Below are 16,619 nucleotides of genomic sequence, written 5' to 3' on the forward strand. Positions count from 1 at the left end.
GCCGGCTTGCCGGCGAAGGGGGCGGAACGAAAAAGCCCCGGTATTGCTACCGGGGCTTTCTTTTACAGCGTACTGCTCAGCTTACGCCTGGACCACCGGGATCTTGGCGTTGGCCGCGGCTTCGCGGAACTCGGCGATCTGGTCGAAGCTCAGGTAGCGGTAGACGTCGGCAGCCATGCTGTCGATGTCTTTCGCGTACTGCATGTACTCCTCGACGGTCGGCAGCTTGCCGATGATCGAAGCGACTGCGGCCAGTTCGGCCGAGGCCAGGTACACGTTGGTCGCGTCGCCCAGGCGGTTCGGGAAGTTACGGGTCGAGGTGGAGACCACGGTCGAACCGGTCTGCACACGTGCCTGGTTACCCATGCACAGCGAGCAGCCTGGCATTTCCATGCGCGCGCCAGCCTTGCCGTAGATGCCGTAGTAGCCTTCCTCGGTCAGCTGGTGGGCGTCCATCTTGGTTGGCGGGGCCAGCCACAGGCGGGTCGGGATACCGCCCTTGACCTTGTCCAGCAGCTTGCCGGCGGCGCGGAAGTGGCCGATGTTGGTCATGCACGAACCGATGAACACTTCGTCGATCTTCTCGCCCTGTACCGAAGACAGCAGGCGGGCATCGTCCGGGTCGTTCGGTGCGCAGAGCACAGGCTCTTTCACGTCGGCCAGGTCGATCTCGATGATCTCGGCGTATTCGGCGTCTGCGTCAGCCGACAGCAGCTCAGGCTTGGCCAGCCAGGCTTCCATCGCTTGCGCGCGGCGCTCCAGGGTGCGGGCATCGCCGTAGCCTTCGCCGATCATCCAGCGCAGCAGGGTGATGTTGGACTGCAGGTACTCGGCGATGGCCTTCTCTGGCAGCTTGATGGTGCAACCGGCGGCGGAGCGTTCGGCCGAGGCGTCGGACAGCTCGAAGGCTTGCTCGACGGTCAGGTCGTTCAGGCCTTCGATCTCCAGGATGCGGCCGGAGAAGGCGTTCTTCTTGCCTTTCTTCTCGACGGTCAGCAGGCCTTTCTGGATGGCGTAGTAAGGGATTGCATGCACCAGGTCACGCAGGGTGATGCCAGGCTGCAGCTTGCCCTTGAAGCGCACCAGGATCGACTCCGGCATGTCCAGCGGCATGACGCCGGTGGCGGCGGCGAAGGCCACCAGGCCGGAACCGGCCGGGAACGAGATGCCGATCGGGAAGCGGGTGTGCGAGTCGCCACCGGTACCGACGGTGTCAGGCATCAGCATGCGGTTCAGCCAGCTGTGGATGATGCCGTCGCCCGGGCGCAGCGACACGCCGCCACGGGTGCGGATGAAGTCTGGCAGGGTGTGGTGGGTGGTGACGTCGATCGGCTTCGGATAGGCCGCGGTGTGGCAGAACGACTGCATCACCAGGTCAGCGGAGAAGCCCAGGCACGCCAGGTCTTTCAGCTCGTCGCGGGTCATCGGGCCAGTGGTGTCCTGGGAGCCGACGGTGGTCATCTTCGGCTCGCAGTAGGCACCTGGGCGCACGCCCTGGCCTTCCGGCAGGCCGCAGGCACGGCCGACCATCTTCTGCGCCAGGGTGAAGCCCTTGGTCGAAGCGGCAGGCTGCTCGGGTTTCTTGAACAGGTCCGAAGCACCCAGGCCCAGTTCGGCGCGGGCTTTCTCGGTCAGGCCACGGCCGACGATCAGCGGGATACGGCCACCGGCGCGGACTTCGTCCAGCAGTACTTCGGTCTTCAGCTCGAAGCTGGTGACCAGTTCGTCGCTGCCTTGACGGCGCACTTCGCCCTTGAACGGGTAGACGTCGATGACGTCGCCCATGCCCAGGTTGGTGCAGTCGAATTCGATCGGCAGGGCGCCGGCGTCTTCCATGGTGTTGTAGAAGATCGGGGCGATCTTGGTGCCGAAGCAGAAGCCACCGGCGCGCTTGTTGGGGACGTACGGGATGTCGTCGCCGAAGAACCACAGCACCGAGTTGGTGGCGGATTTACGCGAGGAACCGGTACCGACCACGTCGCCGACGTAGGCGACCGGGAAGCCCTTGGCTTTCACGGCTTCGATCTGGGCCAGCGGGCCGACCGAACCAGGCTGCGAAGGCTCGATGCCGTCGCGGGCCATCTTCAGCATGGCCAGGGCGTGCAGCGGGATGTCAGGGCGCGACCAGGCGTCCGGAGCAGGGGACAGGTCGTCGGTGTTGGTTTCGCCAGGCACCTTGAACACGGTCAGGGTGTACTTGTCGGCGATGGCCGGGCGGGCGGTGAACCACTCGCCGGCGGCCCAGGATTCCAGCACGGCCTTGGCGTGGACATTGCCAGCCTTGGCTTTTTCAGCCACGTCGTGGAAGGCATCGAACATCAGCAGGGTGTGCTTGAGCTGTTCGGCCGCGACGGCGCCCAGTTCGGCGTCGTCCAGCAGCGCGACCAGCGTTTCGATGTTGTAGCCGCCCTGCATGGTGCCCAGCAGTTCGGTGGCGCGCTTGCGGTCGATCAGCGGCGACTTGGCTTCGCCCTTGGCGACGGCGGAGAGGAACGCGGCCTTGACGTAGGCGGCTTCGTCCACCCCTGGCGGAACGCGGTTGGTGATCAGGTCTACGAGGAAGGCTTCTTCGCCGGCCGGCGGGTTTTTCAGCAGCTCGACCAGGCCTGCGGTTTGTTCGGCGTTCAGCGGCTGGGGCACGATACCCAGAGCGGCACGCTCTTCGATGTGTTTGCGGTAGGCTTCAAGCACAGTTATTACCCTCATCAGTGGTCCCTAAAGGGAGTCCGGGACGCTCATCCAGCATTCCCATGCACCCATGCGCTAATGGCGGCTTTTTGGGCCGGCAAGCCAGGGTCGCAGAGAATCCTTACAGAAGCTGCTTTCAAAGTTTTACGCCTGTAGAACGGAAGGCTGATGAGGGGTTGGCCATGGACATGCGCGTTTGCATGGACAGGGCCAACGCCGTTCTACCGGATGAACTGTGCTCGTGACGCTTTGAAAACAGCTTCCAACGGACATTGTTGCCTTGAAAAGGCGGAGTGATTCTACGGTAAAAATCAGCCGAAGGTAAGGCGGCGAAGATGACTTTAACGGGTGACCCTGGTTAGACAAAGGGCTAACATGAACCGGTGTTCCCCCGCCAAGCCGTTGTTTCTACATGTCCAACCAATCCATCAAGACGCCTTGCGTCGGCCTCTGCTCCACGGTGTACGGAGACCTGGTGTGCCGCGGCTGCAAGCGCTTCCACCACGAAGTGATCCACTGGAACGGCTACGACGACGCGCAGAAGCGCGCGGTCTGGCTGCGCCTGGAGCAACTGCTGGTGCAGGTGATGATGGCCAAGCTGGAGGTGTTCGACAAAGCGCTGCTGCGCCAGCAGCTGGAGCAGCGCTCGATCCGCTTCGTGGCGCAGCAGTCGGAGTACTGCTGGGCGTACCAGCTGATCGCCCGAGGGGCGCGGGTGATCCGTGATCTGGAGGCCTATGGGATGGCGTTGCTGCCGGAGTTCCGCGACTGGGACCTGCCGCAGTTGCGCGATGCCATCGACCGGGAGTTTTTCTTGCTCTCGGAGGCGCATTACCAGCGCTATATCGCCCCGAGCTTCCTGCGGGATGCCCTGGAGAGCGGGCAGCGGGGCTGAGGCTTTGCGGCCCTATCGCGGATCAATCCGCTCCTACAGGCAGGCGCGTGTAGGCGCGGATTCATCCGCGATAGGGCATTCGATCAGTCGCCGGTGTACTCGCAACCGCTGGTGCAGGTCTCGTGGATGCGCACCTTCGACAGCTCCGGCAGCAACGGCTTGACCTGCTCCCAGATCCACTTGGCGATCACTTCGCTGGTGGGGTTCTCAAGGCCTGGAATGTCGTTCAGGTAGTTGTGGTCGAGCTGCTCGTAGATCGGCTTGAAGATCGCCTTGATCTCGGAGAAATCGCGGATCCAGCCGGTGTGCGGATCGAGCGGGCCGGTCAGGTGCAGGGCGACCTTGAACGAATGGCCATGCAGGCGGCCGCACTTGTGCCCAGCCGGGACGTTAGGCAGGCGGTGAGCCGATTCGAAAGTAAACTCTTTGAAGATTTCCACGCTGGCATAACTCTGTGTGAATCAATGATGCGCGCAGTCTACCAGCATGCCCGCTACAAGGCTTGCAGGCGATCCTGCAACCGCCCGGTGGCGATCAGTTCGAGCAACTCGTCGCCCAGGCGCCGGCTTTCGGCGATGGCCTGGTACCAGTAGCGCTTGCGGCTGGGGGCATCGCCCATGAAGCGCTTGAAGTCGTTGCGGTCGGGCAGCTTGCCGTAGGGCAGGGCGGCGAGGTACTGCGGCGAGGGTGTCATCAGCAGCACGTTGCGCAGGCGCGTGGCGTCGCCCTTGCGCCAGGGCAGGGCCTTGTCGAACCAGCCGGGCACCACCTTGTCGGTGAAATGCGGGTAGAGCACCAGGTCGTCGCCGCGGTAGGGCAGGTCGAGGTGGTAGTCGAGCAGGCCGCCGTCGCGGTAGGTGCCGGCACCCGCGCCGGGGATGTCGCGCACGCCTTCCATGACCATCGGGATCGAGCCTGAGGCGAGCAGGGCGTGGCGCAGGTTGGCCAGGTCCAGCGGCAGGTTGCGCGAGGGGAAGTCGGTGAGCGCCTCCAGTGGCGGGGCCTCGCGTACATCATGCAGGATGACTCTTTCGAAGTGCCGCCCAAGGCGCTCGCGCCCCAGCAGGTTGCTGGCGATCACCGAGCCAAGCCCCATGCCCAGGCGGCCACGGTGGTCGTGGGCCAGCTGGCCATGGCTCTTCACCACCAGGATGTTCAAGCGGTAGTGCGGGTTGCCGAGGATTTGCCCATCGCGGCCTTGCAGCAGGTCGTCGAGCATGCGTTGGCTGCTCTGGCTGATCTCTTTGGGTGTCACGCCCTTGGCGAAATCCTGTTCGGTGTACAGCTCGCCGAGGCGGCGCAGGCCAGCGACCGGGTCGTCGAGGCAGGCGCTGGCGAAGCGCCAGGAGCCAATCGAAGCACCGATCAGCGCGCGCTGGCGTGGCGCCGACGGTAGCCATTCACCGAACAAAGCCAGGTCCAGGCCCTGGATGCCCAGGGGCTTGGGGCCGCCGGCCGCGCCCGGCAGCACGCCGACATCGGCCGCCCGCAGGCCGCGCTCGCGGATCTGCCGCAGCGCGCGGTGGCCGGCCTTGAAGGTCAGGGCGGGGTACTTGATGTGGATGGCGCTCATGGCAGGGTCTCGAGCAATACAGGCGGCTCATTATAGGGGCAGATGGCCCATCGCGGATGAACACGCCCCGTAGGAGCGGATTCATCCGCGATGAGGCCGGTACAGGCCTGCCAGCCAACTGCGCTATCATGCGGCCAGCTGTTTTCAGGTTGAGTTAAGGACCCCTGGTTAGTCTTGATCCCGTAGACAACTTGCACACCCCGATGGAGTGACCCCATGAAAACTTTGACTGCCCTGTTCACCGCCGCCACCCTCGCTTTCGCTGCCAACGCCGCCCTCGCCAAGGACGTACAGCCCGATGAAGTGGTCAAGCTGGTCAACGCCAAGACCATCAAGTCGCTGGACGAGCTGAAGGCCGCCGCCGTGGCCAAGCACCCGGGCGCCACCGTCACCGACAGCGAGCTCGAAGACGAGTACGGCCGCTACATCTACAAGGTCGAACTGCGCGACGCACAGAACGTCGAGTGGGATGTCGACCTGGACGCCAAGACCGGTGAAGTGTTGAAGGACGCGCGAGACAACTGATGCGTGAGCTACCGCGAACGGCGCGCTACCTGGCCCTGGTCCTGATGGCCGCCTGTTCGCTGGCCGCCGCCCGCGACCTGGACCAGGACGAGGCCTTGGCGCTGCGCCAGCAAGGCATCATCCTGCCCCTCGAGCAACTGCTCGAGGCCGCCCTGGGGCGTTACCCCGGGGCGCGCCTGCTGGAGGCGGAGCTGGAAGAGAAGCACGAGCGCTACGAATACGAAGTCGAACTGTTGACCCCCGAGGGCGTGGTGCGCGAGATCAAGCTCGACGCGCGCACGGGCGCGCTGCTCAAAGACGAGGAAGACGACTGAATGCGCCTGCTGCTGGTCGAAGACAATGTGCCCCTGGCCGACGAACTGACGGCCGCGCTGCAGCGCCAGGGCTATGCCGTGGACTGGCTGGCCGATGGCCGCGACGCGGTGTACCAGGGCCAGAGCGAGCCCTATGACCTGATCGTGCTCGACCTCGGCCTGCCGGGCCTGCCTGGGCTCGAGGTGTTGGCGCAATGGCGTGCCGCGAACCTGGTCACCCCGGTGTTGATCCTGACCGCGCGCGGTTCCTGGGCCGAGCGCATCGAAGGGCTCAAGGCCGGGGCCGACGACTACCTGACCAAACCCTTCCACCCGGAAGAGCTGCAACTGCGCATTCAGGCCCTGCTGCGCCGCGCCAAGGGGTTGGCCAACCAACCCACGCTGGAGGCCGCCGGCCTGCACCTGGACGAGTCGCGCCAGTGCGTCAGCCGCGAGGGTGTCGATATCCAGCTGACCGCCGCCGAGTTTCGCCTGTTGCGCTACTTCATGCTGCACCCGGGCCAGGTGCTGTCCAAGAGTCACCTGGCTGAGCACCTCTACGATGGCGAGACCGAGCGTGATTCCAACGTGCTCGAAGTGCACGTCAATCACCTGCGACGCAAGCTCGGGCGCAGTGTGATCGAGACCCGTCGCGGCCAAGGCTACGTGTACGCCGGGAGTGCGGCGTGAAGTCGATCCAGGCGCGGCTGAGCCTGGGGCTGGTGGCGGTGCTGGTGGTGGTTGGCGTGGCGTTGGCGCAACTGACCCTGTGGCTGTTCGAGGCCGGCCTGCAACGTTACCTGGAAACCGGCCTGCGCCAGGAAAGCGAAAACCTGCTGGTGGCGCTGGTGCGCGGGCCGTCCGGTTTGCAGCTGGACGAGCGGCGCATCTCCTCGGCGTACCAGCGGCCGTTCTCGGGCTATTACTTCCGCATCGACTTCGACCAGGGCACCTGGCGCTCACGCTCGTTGTGGGACCTGGACATGCCCAAGCCCGGCAAGCCCGGGCTGGACGATGGCCATGAACTGGGCCCGGAAGGCCAGCAGTTGTTGGCCTATCGTGGTGATTACCGACGCCTGGGGCAGGATATTTCCATCAGCGTCGCCCAGGATTATTCCCCCGTGCGCGAAGGCTTCCGGCGCATGCAGCAGATCGGCCTGGGCATGGGGCTGGTGGCGCTGTTGCTGGTGCTGGTGCTGCAGCGCATCACCGTGACCCGCTCGTTGCGCCCGCTGGAGCGGGCACGCCAGCAGATCGCCCAGTTGCAGCAGGGGCAGCGTTCGCAACTGGATGCCGAGGTGCCCAGCGAGCTGCAACCGCTGGTCGACCAGATCAACCATCTGCTGGCCCATACCGAAGACAGCCTGCGGCGTTCGCGCAATGCCCTGGGCAACCTTGGGCATGCGCTGAAAACGCCGCTGGCGGTGCTGCTCAGCCTGGCGTCCAGTGAGCGTTTGCAGGCGCTGCCCGAGGTCCGCGCGCAGATGCGCGAGCAGCTGGAGCAGATCCAGCAGCGCCTGGCCCGCGAGCTCAACCGCGCTCGCCTGGCGGGGGATGCGTTGCCCGGCGCGCAGTTCGATTGCGACGCCGAGCTGCCGGGGTTGCTGGCCACCCTGGGCATGATCCATGGCGAAGGCTTGTTGCTCGAACGTGACGTGCCGCCAGGCCTGCTGTTGCCCTGGGACCGCGAGGACCTGCTGGAACTGCTCGGCAACCTGCTGGACAACGCCTGCAAGTGGGCCGACAGCGAGGTGCGGGTGGGCATTGCACCGACGCAAGCGGGCTACCGGTTGTGGGTTGATGACGATGGTCCGGGCATCCCCGAGTCGCAGCGCCTGCAAGTGCTCGAACGGGGTTCGCGGCTGGATGAGCAGGTTGATGGCCATGGTCTTGGGCTGGGGATCGTGCGCGACATCGTCGAGGCCTGGGGCGGGCAAATCGCGTTGCTGGAAAGCCCGCAAGGCGGCTTGCGGGTCAGTATCGAATTGCCGCGCAAGGGTTCTCTGTAGGAGCGGCTTCAGCCGCGATAGCGGCTCCCCCCGGTGATGTGTGGCACCCGCTGCACGGGTGATCGCGGCTGAAGCCGCTCCTACAGGGACGCGGATCAATCCTGCAAAAAAATTGCAGTACAGCCGCAGTTTTTTGAATTGGCCGTCCCGGCACCTGCCCGGCAAAATCCGCTGCCATGAAACCTTCCGGTTTCCATCTCTCCATGGACGGAGCCCCTTGCGCCACTGCATTGCGCAACACAGGGCCCAGGCCGGTCGCGCTGGGCTTTCTTTTTAATCAGAAGAACACGACCCGAATACCCCGATGCCTGCCTCGCGTCCCGAAACCCGCTTGCAGCGCCTGCTCCCGGCGCCCTTGAACATCCCCCCAAAAGAATGGTTGCGCGCCGGCATTGGCGCGCTGCTCGGCCTGTTCCTCGCCGGTTACCTGTGCAGCCTGGCCTATGGCCCGTCCATCGCCTTGCACCTGCTCGGCCCGCTGGCGGCCTCGGCGGTGCTGGTGTTCGCCGTGCACTCCGGGCCCTTGGCCCAGCCCTGGCCGGTGCTGGGCAGTTACGCCCTGGCCGCTGTCGTGGGGTTGGCCATGCGCCAGGGTTTTGGCGACGGACTATGGGTGGCGGCGGCTGCGCTGGGCATCGCGATCCTGGTGATGTGCCTGTTGCGCTGCCTGCACCCGCCCGGTGGTGGCGTCGCCGTGAGCGCGGTGCTGGCCGACCCGGGGCTGGTGGCACTGGGTGACCATCTGCTTGAGCCGGTGCTGCTCAACGCGTTGGTGTTGGTCGCCGTGGCGGTGCTCTACAACCGCCTCACGGGTGTGCGCTACCCCAAGGGCGCGGCGCCGCGCAAGGATCTGCACCACACCCGCGACCCACTGCCCAGCGAACGGGTCGGTATCAGCAGTGCCGACCTCGACCTGGCCCTGGCGGAAATCGGTGAGTTCGTCGATGTCACCCGCGACGAGCTCGAACGTATTGTCCTGGCCACCGAGCAGCATGCCTTGCAGCGCAGCCTGGGCGGCATCGATGCCGGGGCGCTGATGTCCCGCGATGTGCAGGTGGCAACGCCGGGCACGACCCTTGAACAGGCCTGGAAGCTGCTGGCCAGTCATCACCTGCAGACCTTGCCGGTGCTGGACGAGGGGCGCCTGGTGGGCCTCGTCGGTGTTGCCGATCTGGTCGAGGCGGCCATGGCCCGTGGCCGCCTCCGCTGGCGCAACCTGTTGCGACGCCAGCCCGTGCGCCTGGAGCAGGTGATGAACCGCCAGGTGGTCAGCATTACCCCCCGGCACCCGCTGGAACGCCTGTTGCCCTTGCTCGGTGAGCAGGGCCGGCACTGCCTGCCAGTGCTGGACGGCGAGCGTCTGGTCGGGGTGATCACCCAGACCGACCTGATCGCCGGCCTCAAGCGGCACCTGCTTACGGCCGCCGCGCAGGGCTCAGATCAGCGGGTCCCAGCGTTGTGACCAGTCGCTCTCGCCGGCCGCGACCAGCCGGCGCAGGATGGCGAAGGCCTGTTGCAGGGCCGCGCTGTCACGCTCGCGGGCATAGACCAGGTAGGTCGGGTAGGTGAACTCCGGCGCCTGGGGCACCCGCTCGAACACCCCGTTCTGCAGGTAGGCCTGCACCACGCGCGTGCGGAAGTAACCGCTGCCGCCACGGTCGAGGATGAACTGCAGCGCCAGCGGCCCGAGGTTGAAGCTTAGCGGCGCGCGCGCCAGGTCGGGCAGGGCGGCGTCGTGGCGGCGGCGGAAGGCGGCGCCCCAGTCGATGTAGACATACGGCTCGGGCTGGTCGACCCGGCGGATGCGGATCAGCTTTTCCTCCATCAACTGCTCCACCTGCAGGCCCGGGCCGTACGTTGGCTGGTAGACCAGCGCGGCATCCAGCAGGCCCATCTCCACCTTGCGCAACAGCGACTCACCGTCGCTGACTTCGCTGCGGATGGCATGGTTGGGCATCTCCTGGTGCAGGGCGCTGACCCAGTCGAGCATCATCGGGTTGCCCAGGCTCACCTCGCCGCCCACATGCAACACCTGCTGGCATCCCTGGGGCAGCGGCAGGTCGCGGCGTGCGGCTTCCCAGGTCTGCACCAGCTGGTTGGCGTAGCTGACGAATGCCTCGCCGTCGGCGGTCAGGCTGGCGCCGCTGCGGCTGCGCACGAACAGCTGGCAGCCCAGTTGCTGCTCCAGGCGCTGCACGCGGGCGGTGATGGCGGTCTGCGACACGAACAGGCGTTCGGCGGCGGCCACCAGGCTGCCGCAGCGGACGATTTCCAGGAAAGTACGCGCCTGATCGATGTCCATGGCGGGCTCTAGAGGGGAGGGGCATCCATTCTAGAGGGTTTGCCCCGAAATGGGGCAGGCAATCAGTCCGACAGCTTTTCCAGCAGTTCGCTGAACAGCGGCCGATGCGTTACGTCGGGGTGCTGGCAACGCCGGGCCAGGGCGTGCAGCACCTTGTCGTTTTCCGGGCAATGCGCCAGCAGCTCTTCCAGCAGGATGCCAAAGGCACGGACTTCCAGGCGCTCAAGGGCCTGCGCCTGGGGGTGAAAAGACGCCGCGCCGAAGTCGCCCAGAAGGCACTGGCCGTCGTCGTCGAACAGTATGTTGTGGGCATACAGGTCGCCATGGCTCAGGCCGCGCCCGTGCAGGTGCGCGCACACCGAGGCGATGCCGCTGGCCAGTCGACGCACACCGGCCAGGGGCAGTGTGATCGTTTCGGCATAGCGGTCGCGAGTGCAGCTGTCGAGGCTCGGTGGGCCGGCAAGGTTGCGCCAGTGCGGCGCGATCAGGTGCATCACCAGGGCCGGCAGCTGTTGTGGATGATCATCGATGCGGCCAGCCAGGCGCACCAGGTTCGGATGATCGCCGGCAGCGATGCAGGCGCTCATTTCCGCCAGGGGCGAGCCATCGCTGGTGAGCGCGCCCTTGTACAGCTTGACCGCCATCGGCGCATCCTGGCACATGGCACGGTGGATCACGCCGGAAGCACCTTGGCCCAACACCTGTTCGAGGTGAACATCCCGCCAGGCGATCCGTGGGCAGTGGCCCTCGTCGGCGGGCGCGACGAAGCCCTCCGGCATCGGGTTGTCGGCATAGGCCAGCCAGGCCAGGCTGGGCATGCGCAGCAGCCAGTCGGGCAGGGCCGGCAAGCGATTGCTGGCGATGCGCAGCAGTTCAAGCCGTTCGCAACGGGCGAGGCCCTTGGGCAGGACGCCGAGGCGGTTGCCGGCGAGCATCAGCTTTTGCAGCCAGACGCAGTCGCCCAAGGCATCCGGCAGTGTCTCCAGTGCGTTTTCGGTGAGGATCAGTGCCCGCAGGTTGGCAGGCAGCGCCTGCGCGGTGACGAGCTGGATCTGGTTGTCGCGAAAACCCACCGTTTCGAGGTTCGCGCAACGTCCCAGCGCCGATGGCAGCTCGGTGAAGCGATTGCCGGAGCAAAACAGCACCTTCAGCCGCGTCAGGCGATGCAGGTCGTCGGGCAATTCGCTCAGGGCGTTATTGCTGAGGTTGAGCACCTCCAGGCTGTCGGCCAGCGTGAAGATTTCGCGGGGGAATTCGCTCACGCCCAACTCAAGGTCAAGGCGGGTGATGCCGCGCAGGCGGCCGGCGCGGAGGTCGTCGAGGTTGTGCATGGAACGGGTCTGGAATCGGCGGGCGGCCATTCTAGCCAGATGACCACTGCAAATCTGCATATGGGTTGCGACTTAAGTCAAATGGCGGCTCGCAGGCACCGGTCCATACTCAAGGTTCGCCCTTCTATAACAACAAGTACCGGGTTGCGAACCAATGACCTACCAGCACAGCTACGCCCGCTCCATCAGCGATCCCGCCGCCTTCTGGCAAGCCCAGGCCGAACAGCTGGCCTGGCAGCGCAAGCCCTCGCTCACCCTGCAGGAAAACCCCGACGGTACCCACCGCTGGTTTGCCGACGGCCGGCTGAACTGCTGCCACCTGGCCCTCGACCACCAGATCGAGCAGGGCCGTGGTGAGCAACTGGCGCTGATTTACGACTCGCCCGTGACCGGCGTGCAGCAGACGTTCACCTACAACCGGTTGCGGGACGAAGTCGCGCGCCTGGCTGGCCTGCTGCGCTCGCTGGGTGTGAACAAGGGCGATGGGGTGATCATCTACATGCCCATGGTGCCGCAGGCGGCGATGGCCATGCTCGCCTGCGCGCGAATCGGCGCGGTGCACTCGGTGGTGTTTGGTGGTTTTGCCGCCAACGAACTGGCCCTGCGCATCGACGATGCGCGGCCGACGTTGCTGCTCACGGCCTCGTGCGGGCTGGAGTTTGACCGGGTCATCGAATACAAGCCGCTGGTCGACCGCGCGCTGCAACTGGCCCGGCACCAGCCTCGGCAGGTGCTGGTGCTACAGCGGCCCCAGGCGAAGGCCGAGCTGCAAGCGGGGCGCGACCTGGACTGGGCGTCGGCATTGACGGGCGTCGCGCCGGTCGCCCCGGTGGAGCTGGACGCGGGCGACCCGCTGTACATCATGTATACCTCCGGCACCACCGGAAAACCCAAGGGCATCGTGCGTGAGAACGGCGGCAACGCCGTGGCCCTGTGCTATGCCATGCGCCACGTCTATGGCATGCAGGCGGGCGATGTGTGGTGGGGGATTTCCGATGTGGGCTGGGTGGTCGGCCATTCGCTGATCGTCTATGGGCCGCTGATGAGCGGCTGCACCACGGTGTTCTACGAAGGCAAGCCGATCCGCACCCCGGACGCCTCGGCCTATTGGCGGGTGGTGGAGCAGTACAAGGTCAATGGCTTGTTCTGCGCGCCCACCGCGATGCGGGCGATCCGCAAGGAAGACCCGGACGGCGAGCTGCTCCGCCGTCACGACCTGGGGTCGCTGCGCCAATTGTTCCTGGCGGGCGAGAAGCTCGATTCCAGCACCCATGAATGGCTGGAGCGGGTCAGCGGCAAGCCGGTGCACGACCATTGGTGGCAGACCGAGACCGGTTGGCCGGTGACCGCGCCCTGCGTGGGGTTGGCGGGCAGTGCCGCCCGGCCAGGGTCCAGCAACCGTGCGGTGCCGGGGTACCACGTGCAGGTGCTGGATGACGAAGGCAAGCTTCTGGGGCCCAACCAGCAGGGTGCCATCGTGATCGCCTTGCCGCTGCCGCCCGGTTGCAGCCAGACACTCTGGGGCGATCACCCACGCTATCTGGAAGCCTACCTGCGCAGCTATCCGGGCTATTACCACACCGGCGACGGTGGCTACCTGGATGACGACGGTTTCGTCTACATCATGGGGCGCACCGATGACGTGATAAATGTCTCCGGCCATCGCCTGTCCACGGGCGAGATGGAGGACCTGGTGGCGCGTCATCCGGCGGTGGCCGAGTGCGCGGTGATCGGTGTGCATGACGAAATCAAGGGGCAGGTGCCGCTGGCGCTGGTGGTGCTCAAGGACGGGCAGGGCATCAGTGAGGCACAGTTGCAGGGCGAGCTGGTGGCCGGTGTGCGCGAGCAGATCGGCGCGCTGGCCTGCTTCAACCGCGTGCGGCAGGTCAAGCGCCTGCCCAAGACCCGCTCGGGCAAGATCCTGCGGGCGGTGCTGCGCAAGATAGCCGACGGGCAGGACTATGTGGCGCCCTCGACCCTGGACGACCCGGCGGTGCTGGGGGAGATCGAAGGGGTGCTGGCGGATTTGCCGAGGGCGGGTTGAACCCTTTGGCCTGATACGACCTCTGTAGGAGCGGCTTCAGCCGCGATCACCCGCGAAGCGGGTGCCAGGCACCGCGATGCCTGCATCGCGGCTGAAGCCGCTCCTACAGGGATGAAGTCAGGTCGGGCCAATCCGATGCAGCTGCCCCAGTCGGCTTCGTGTACGCATCAAATCGGTGAGCGCCCCGCCAAGGCTCTGCTCCAGCGGCCGCTGGCTGATCACTGTCACCTGGCGATCCTGGTCATACAGCACATCCACCAGGTTGACGAACCGCTGCTGCGCGGCGAGCGAGCACTCGGCCAGGTCGTCCAGGCCATCGATGATCCAGTGCTCGTAACGTTCGGCCAGTGCCAGGTAGTCGATCACTGCGGTGGGCTGCTCGCACAGGTCGTCGAAGGCGAACATCACTTGCCGATCTTCGCAGGCCAAGACGCGCAGCGGCCGTTTGTTGATGTCCAGCACACATGGCGATGTTGTCGGCAGCGCCAGTGCCTGGCGCTGCTCCGGGGTGCCAGGCCAGACGTAATGCCCCCGGGTGAAGCGCTGGTGTTCACGGTTGGCCGGCAAGCTGCGAAAATCCGTGGCGCCCCCGACTTCCAGTACCTGCATGCGGCTGTTGATCAGGCGGATCACCGGCAGGAAGCGTTCGTGGTACAGCGGGTTGGGCAGCAGCCCTTCGGGGGCGTAGTTGGAGGTCACCAGCAGGAGCACGCCGCGCTGGAACAGGGCGCTGAACAGCCGGGTGAGGAGCATGGCATCGCCGATATCGTGCACATGGAACTCATCGAAGCACAGCACCCGGCAATCACCCAGCAACACGTCGAGCGTCGCCCCCAGCGCATCGTCCAACGCCCGGTGGCGGTGCATGCCCTGGTGCAGGCGAGCGAAGAAGTCATGGAAGTGCAGGCGTCGCTTGGCGGGCGTGGGCACCGCCTGGAAGAAGCCATCGAGCAGCCAGCTCTTGCCGCGCCCCACCGCGCCATGCAGGTACAGGCTGCGCGGCTGATCGGTGTCGAGCGTGGCCAGTGTGCGGGCCATGGCCTCGATCACCCGGTTCTGGCTGTCGCTCAGGGTGTAGCCGCGCTCGATCGCTTTTTGCCGGAAGTGGCCCGGCAGCGCGCTGTTCACGACGGACTCGCTGCGCCAGCGCTGGCTGAATTGGCGCAGTGGAGCGGGAAGCCAGGTGGGCAAGGGGCAGGTTCCTCGAACAGGTACGGGCAGGGCGCAGCTTGCGCGAGCGCGGGCATTTTGACCAATCGAGAATGTGCCGGGCAATGATCGTGAAATGCGATAGGTAGCCGGCGTGTTTCAGCCTTCGTCAAAATCCAACCGCTGAAAGCCGAAGCCTTCACGGCTCATTGCGCTGCCTGCGATAAGCGCCCGGTTGCACCCCCACCGCCTTGGCAAACGCCCGCGTAAACGCGGCCACCGATTGATACCCCACCTGCGCCCCCACCTGCTCGACGGTACTCCCCGCCTTGAGCAACTGGCAGGCATGGCGCATGCGCAGCGCCAGCAGCACCTGCCCCGGCGACTGCCCGGCCAGTTCGTTGAAGCGTTTGAAGAACGCCGAGCGTGAAAGCCCCGCGCAGGCCGCCATGCTCTCCAGCGTCCAGGCCCGCCCAGGCTGCTCGATCATCTGCTCCAGCAACCCGGCGAAGGCCGGCTGGCGGGCGAGGGCGACCAGGCCACCGAGCGCGAGCCCTTCATGCACCTGCTGGCGCAGCACGTAGAGGAACAACAGGTGAGTCAGCCGTTCGAGCAACGTGGCCGACGGTTGAGGCGCGCGCCGACACTCTTCCAGGATCAGCTCGAACAGCGCCCGCGCAGCGCTTCCGGCCGGGTCCCCGGCACGGAGCAGGACCCAGCCCGGCAGCCCCTCGACGATCAGCGTCGACAGCCCTGTCTGGAAATGGAAGAACCCGCACACCAGCCCGACGCCATCACCCGCTTCCAGCTCCAGCCCCTGCATCGTCTGGCGTGGTTGTGCGCAGGCATCGGTTGCGTTGCGGTCACTTGACAGTCGATAGCCCAGGTCACGCAGCAGGAACACCGCGTCGCCGCTTTCCAGCCGCAGCGCCTCGGGCTGGCCATCGATATGCAGCCAGCAATGCCCCTGCACCACCAGGTGGAAACTGGCCCGGCCCATGCCCTGGGTGCTGGCATGCCAGCCACCGCAGTAGCGGCCGACATGGAACAGGCTGGCGTCGAGTTCCAGGCCTTCTAATAACCAATCGACGAGGTGGCTGGATGAAATCATCTAATGCAAGGACTCTGGAGCAAGGAAAGGCGACTGATGAATATGGATGCTACTTCTTATAACCAACAGACTGTAGCGACCTACATCAAAGGAGACCACTCCATGTCCGCGCGCATCACTCTACACAGCCTGCAGACCGCTCCGGAAGCCGCGCGTCCGTTCCTCGAGAACGCGCAGAAGAACTCAGGCTTCATCCCCAACCTGCTGGGCATCCTCGCCAACGCCCCCGCCGCCCTGGAAACCTACGTCACGGTGTCGGCGCTCAACGGCAAGTCGGAACTGACCCTGGCCGAGCGCGAAGTGGTGCAGTTGATCGCCGCCACCCAGCACGGTTGCGACTTCTGCGTGGCCGGCCATACCGCCGTGGCGCTGAACAAGGCCAAGCTGCCGCAAGAGGTGGTCGATGCGCTGCGCGCCCGCGGTGAATTGCCGGATGCCCGCTTCGAGACCCTGGCCGAGTTCGCCCGTGAAGTGATCGCCACCCGCGGCAATGTCAGCGATGCCACCTACCAGGCCTTCCGCGACGCCGGTTTCACCGAGGGCAACGCCCTGGAAGTGATCCTTGGCGTGAGCCTCGCAACCCTGTGCAACTTTGCTAATGTGTTCGCCCAGACGCCGCTCAACGACGAGCTGGGCAAGTACCGCTGGCAGCCTTCGGCGTAAACCACGCCCGGTGCCGGCGTGGCCGGCGTTTCAAAG

15 protein-coding genes are annotated in these 16,619 nt (G+C 65.7%); 8 read left to right on the forward strand and 7 right to left on the reverse strand.

Features of this window, described 5'->3' with window-relative positions; all coding sequences use genetic code 11:
- Positions 1-81 precede the first annotated feature (81 nt).
- Positions 82-2,691, reverse strand: a complete 2,610-nt coding sequence (acnB, locus tag P5705_RS08295; protein WP_277460428.1) for a bifunctional aconitate hydratase 2/2-methylisocitrate dehydratase — start codon at positions 2,689-2,691, stop codon at positions 82-84.
- Between the two features lie 409 nt (positions 2,692-3,100).
- Between acnB and P5705_RS08300 the strand changes: the two genes are divergently transcribed.
- Positions 3,101-3,583: a DUF1289 domain-containing protein gene (locus P5705_RS08300; protein WP_277460361.1), complete on the forward strand. Its 483-nt coding sequence runs from the start codon at positions 3,101-3,103 to the stop codon at positions 3,581-3,583.
- Between the two features lie 83 nt (positions 3,584-3,666).
- Here the strand turns inward: P5705_RS08300 and queD are convergent, their stop codons facing one another.
- Together queD and P5705_RS08310 are read right to left on the reverse strand one after the other, a co-directional pair.
- A complete protein-coding gene (gene queD / locus P5705_RS08305) occupies positions 3,667-4,023 on the reverse strand; it encodes a 6-carboxytetrahydropterin synthase QueD (RefSeq protein ID WP_011533154.1) in 357 nt (118 codons plus the stop codon).
- A gap of 53 nt (positions 4,024-4,076) precedes the next feature.
- Positions 4,077-5,156 carry a patatin-like phospholipase family protein gene (locus P5705_RS08310; protein ID WP_277460362.1) on the reverse strand — a complete coding sequence of 360 codons (1,080 nt, stop codon included), beginning with the start codon at positions 5,154-5,156 and terminating at the stop codon, positions 4,077-4,079.
- Between the two features lie 216 nt (positions 5,157-5,372).
- Between P5705_RS08310 and P5705_RS08315 the strand changes: the two genes are divergently transcribed.
- The 5 genes from P5705_RS08315 to P5705_RS08335 all read left to right on the forward strand — a co-directional run bounded on the left by P5705_RS08315 (position 5,373) and on the right by P5705_RS08335 (position 9,445).
- Positions 5,373-5,681 (forward strand): PepSY domain-containing protein, encoded by a 309-nt coding sequence (locus P5705_RS08315; RefSeq protein ID WP_277460363.1) that lies wholly within the window; start codon positions 5,373-5,375, stop codon positions 5,679-5,681.
- Entirely contained in the window at positions 5,681-5,995 is a 315-nt protein-coding gene (locus P5705_RS08320) for a PepSY domain-containing protein (RefSeq protein WP_277460364.1), read from the forward strand. The genes P5705_RS08315 and P5705_RS08320 overlap by 1 nt, the downstream gene beginning before the upstream one ends.
- Entirely contained in the window at positions 5,996-6,664 is a 669-nt protein-coding gene (locus tag P5705_RS08325) for a response regulator transcription factor (RefSeq protein ID WP_277460365.1), read from the forward strand.
- Positions 6,661-7,983, forward strand: a complete 1,323-nt coding sequence (locus P5705_RS08330) for a sensor histidine kinase (RefSeq protein WP_277460366.1) — start codon at positions 6,661-6,663, stop codon at positions 7,981-7,983. The genes P5705_RS08325 and P5705_RS08330 overlap by 4 nt, the downstream gene beginning before the upstream one ends.
- 304 nt (positions 7,984-8,287) lie before the next feature.
- Complete coding sequence (locus P5705_RS08335) at positions 8,288-9,445, forward strand: HPP family protein (protein WP_277460367.1); 1,158 nt, start codon at positions 8,288-8,290, stop codon at positions 9,443-9,445.
- Here the strand turns inward: P5705_RS08335 and P5705_RS08340 are convergent.
- A complete protein-coding gene (locus tag P5705_RS08340) occupies positions 9,419-10,285 on the reverse strand; it encodes a LysR family transcriptional regulator (RefSeq protein WP_277460368.1) in 867 nt (288 codons plus the stop codon). The two genes, P5705_RS08335 and P5705_RS08340, sit on opposite strands and share 27 nt — an antisense overlap.
- 62 nt (positions 10,286-10,347) lie before the next feature.
- Positions 10,348-11,616 (reverse strand): leucine-rich repeat-containing protein kinase family protein, encoded by a 1,269-nt coding sequence (locus P5705_RS08345; RefSeq protein ID WP_277460369.1) that lies wholly within the window; start codon positions 11,614-11,616, stop codon positions 10,348-10,350.
- Positions 11,617-11,770: 154 nt separating this feature from the next.
- Here P5705_RS08345 and P5705_RS08350 point away from each other — a divergent pair, with 154 nt between their 5' ends.
- A complete protein-coding gene (locus P5705_RS08350) occupies positions 11,771-13,660 on the forward strand; it encodes a propionyl-CoA synthetase (RefSeq protein WP_277460370.1) in 1,890 nt (629 codons plus the stop codon).
- Between the two features lie 117 nt (positions 13,661-13,777).
- Here P5705_RS08350 and zapE read toward each other — a convergent pair whose 3' ends face one another.
- Both zapE and P5705_RS08360 read right to left on the reverse strand, forming a co-directional pair.
- Positions 13,778-14,851: a cell division protein ZapE gene (gene zapE, locus P5705_RS08355; RefSeq protein WP_277460371.1), complete on the reverse strand. Its 1,074-nt coding sequence runs from the start codon at positions 14,849-14,851 to the stop codon at positions 13,778-13,780.
- Between the two features lie 157 nt (positions 14,852-15,008).
- On the reverse strand, positions 15,009-15,920 hold the full coding sequence (locus tag P5705_RS08360) for an AraC family transcriptional regulator (RefSeq protein ID WP_277460372.1): 912 nt from the start codon (positions 15,918-15,920) through the stop codon (positions 15,009-15,011).
- Between the two features lie 102 nt (positions 15,921-16,022).
- On the opposite strand from P5705_RS08360, the gene P5705_RS08365 reads away from it, so the two are divergent.
- Complete coding sequence (locus P5705_RS08365; RefSeq protein WP_277460373.1) at positions 16,023-16,583, forward strand: carboxymuconolactone decarboxylase family protein; 561 nt, start codon at positions 16,023-16,025, stop codon at positions 16,581-16,583.
- Positions 16,584-16,619: the final 36 nt, after the last annotated feature.

It is taken from the genome of Pseudomonas entomophila, from assembly GCF_029478665.1.
GTDB classification, from domain to species: domain Bacteria; phylum Pseudomonadota; class Gammaproteobacteria; order Pseudomonadales; family Pseudomonadaceae; genus Aquipseudomonas; species Aquipseudomonas entomophila_F.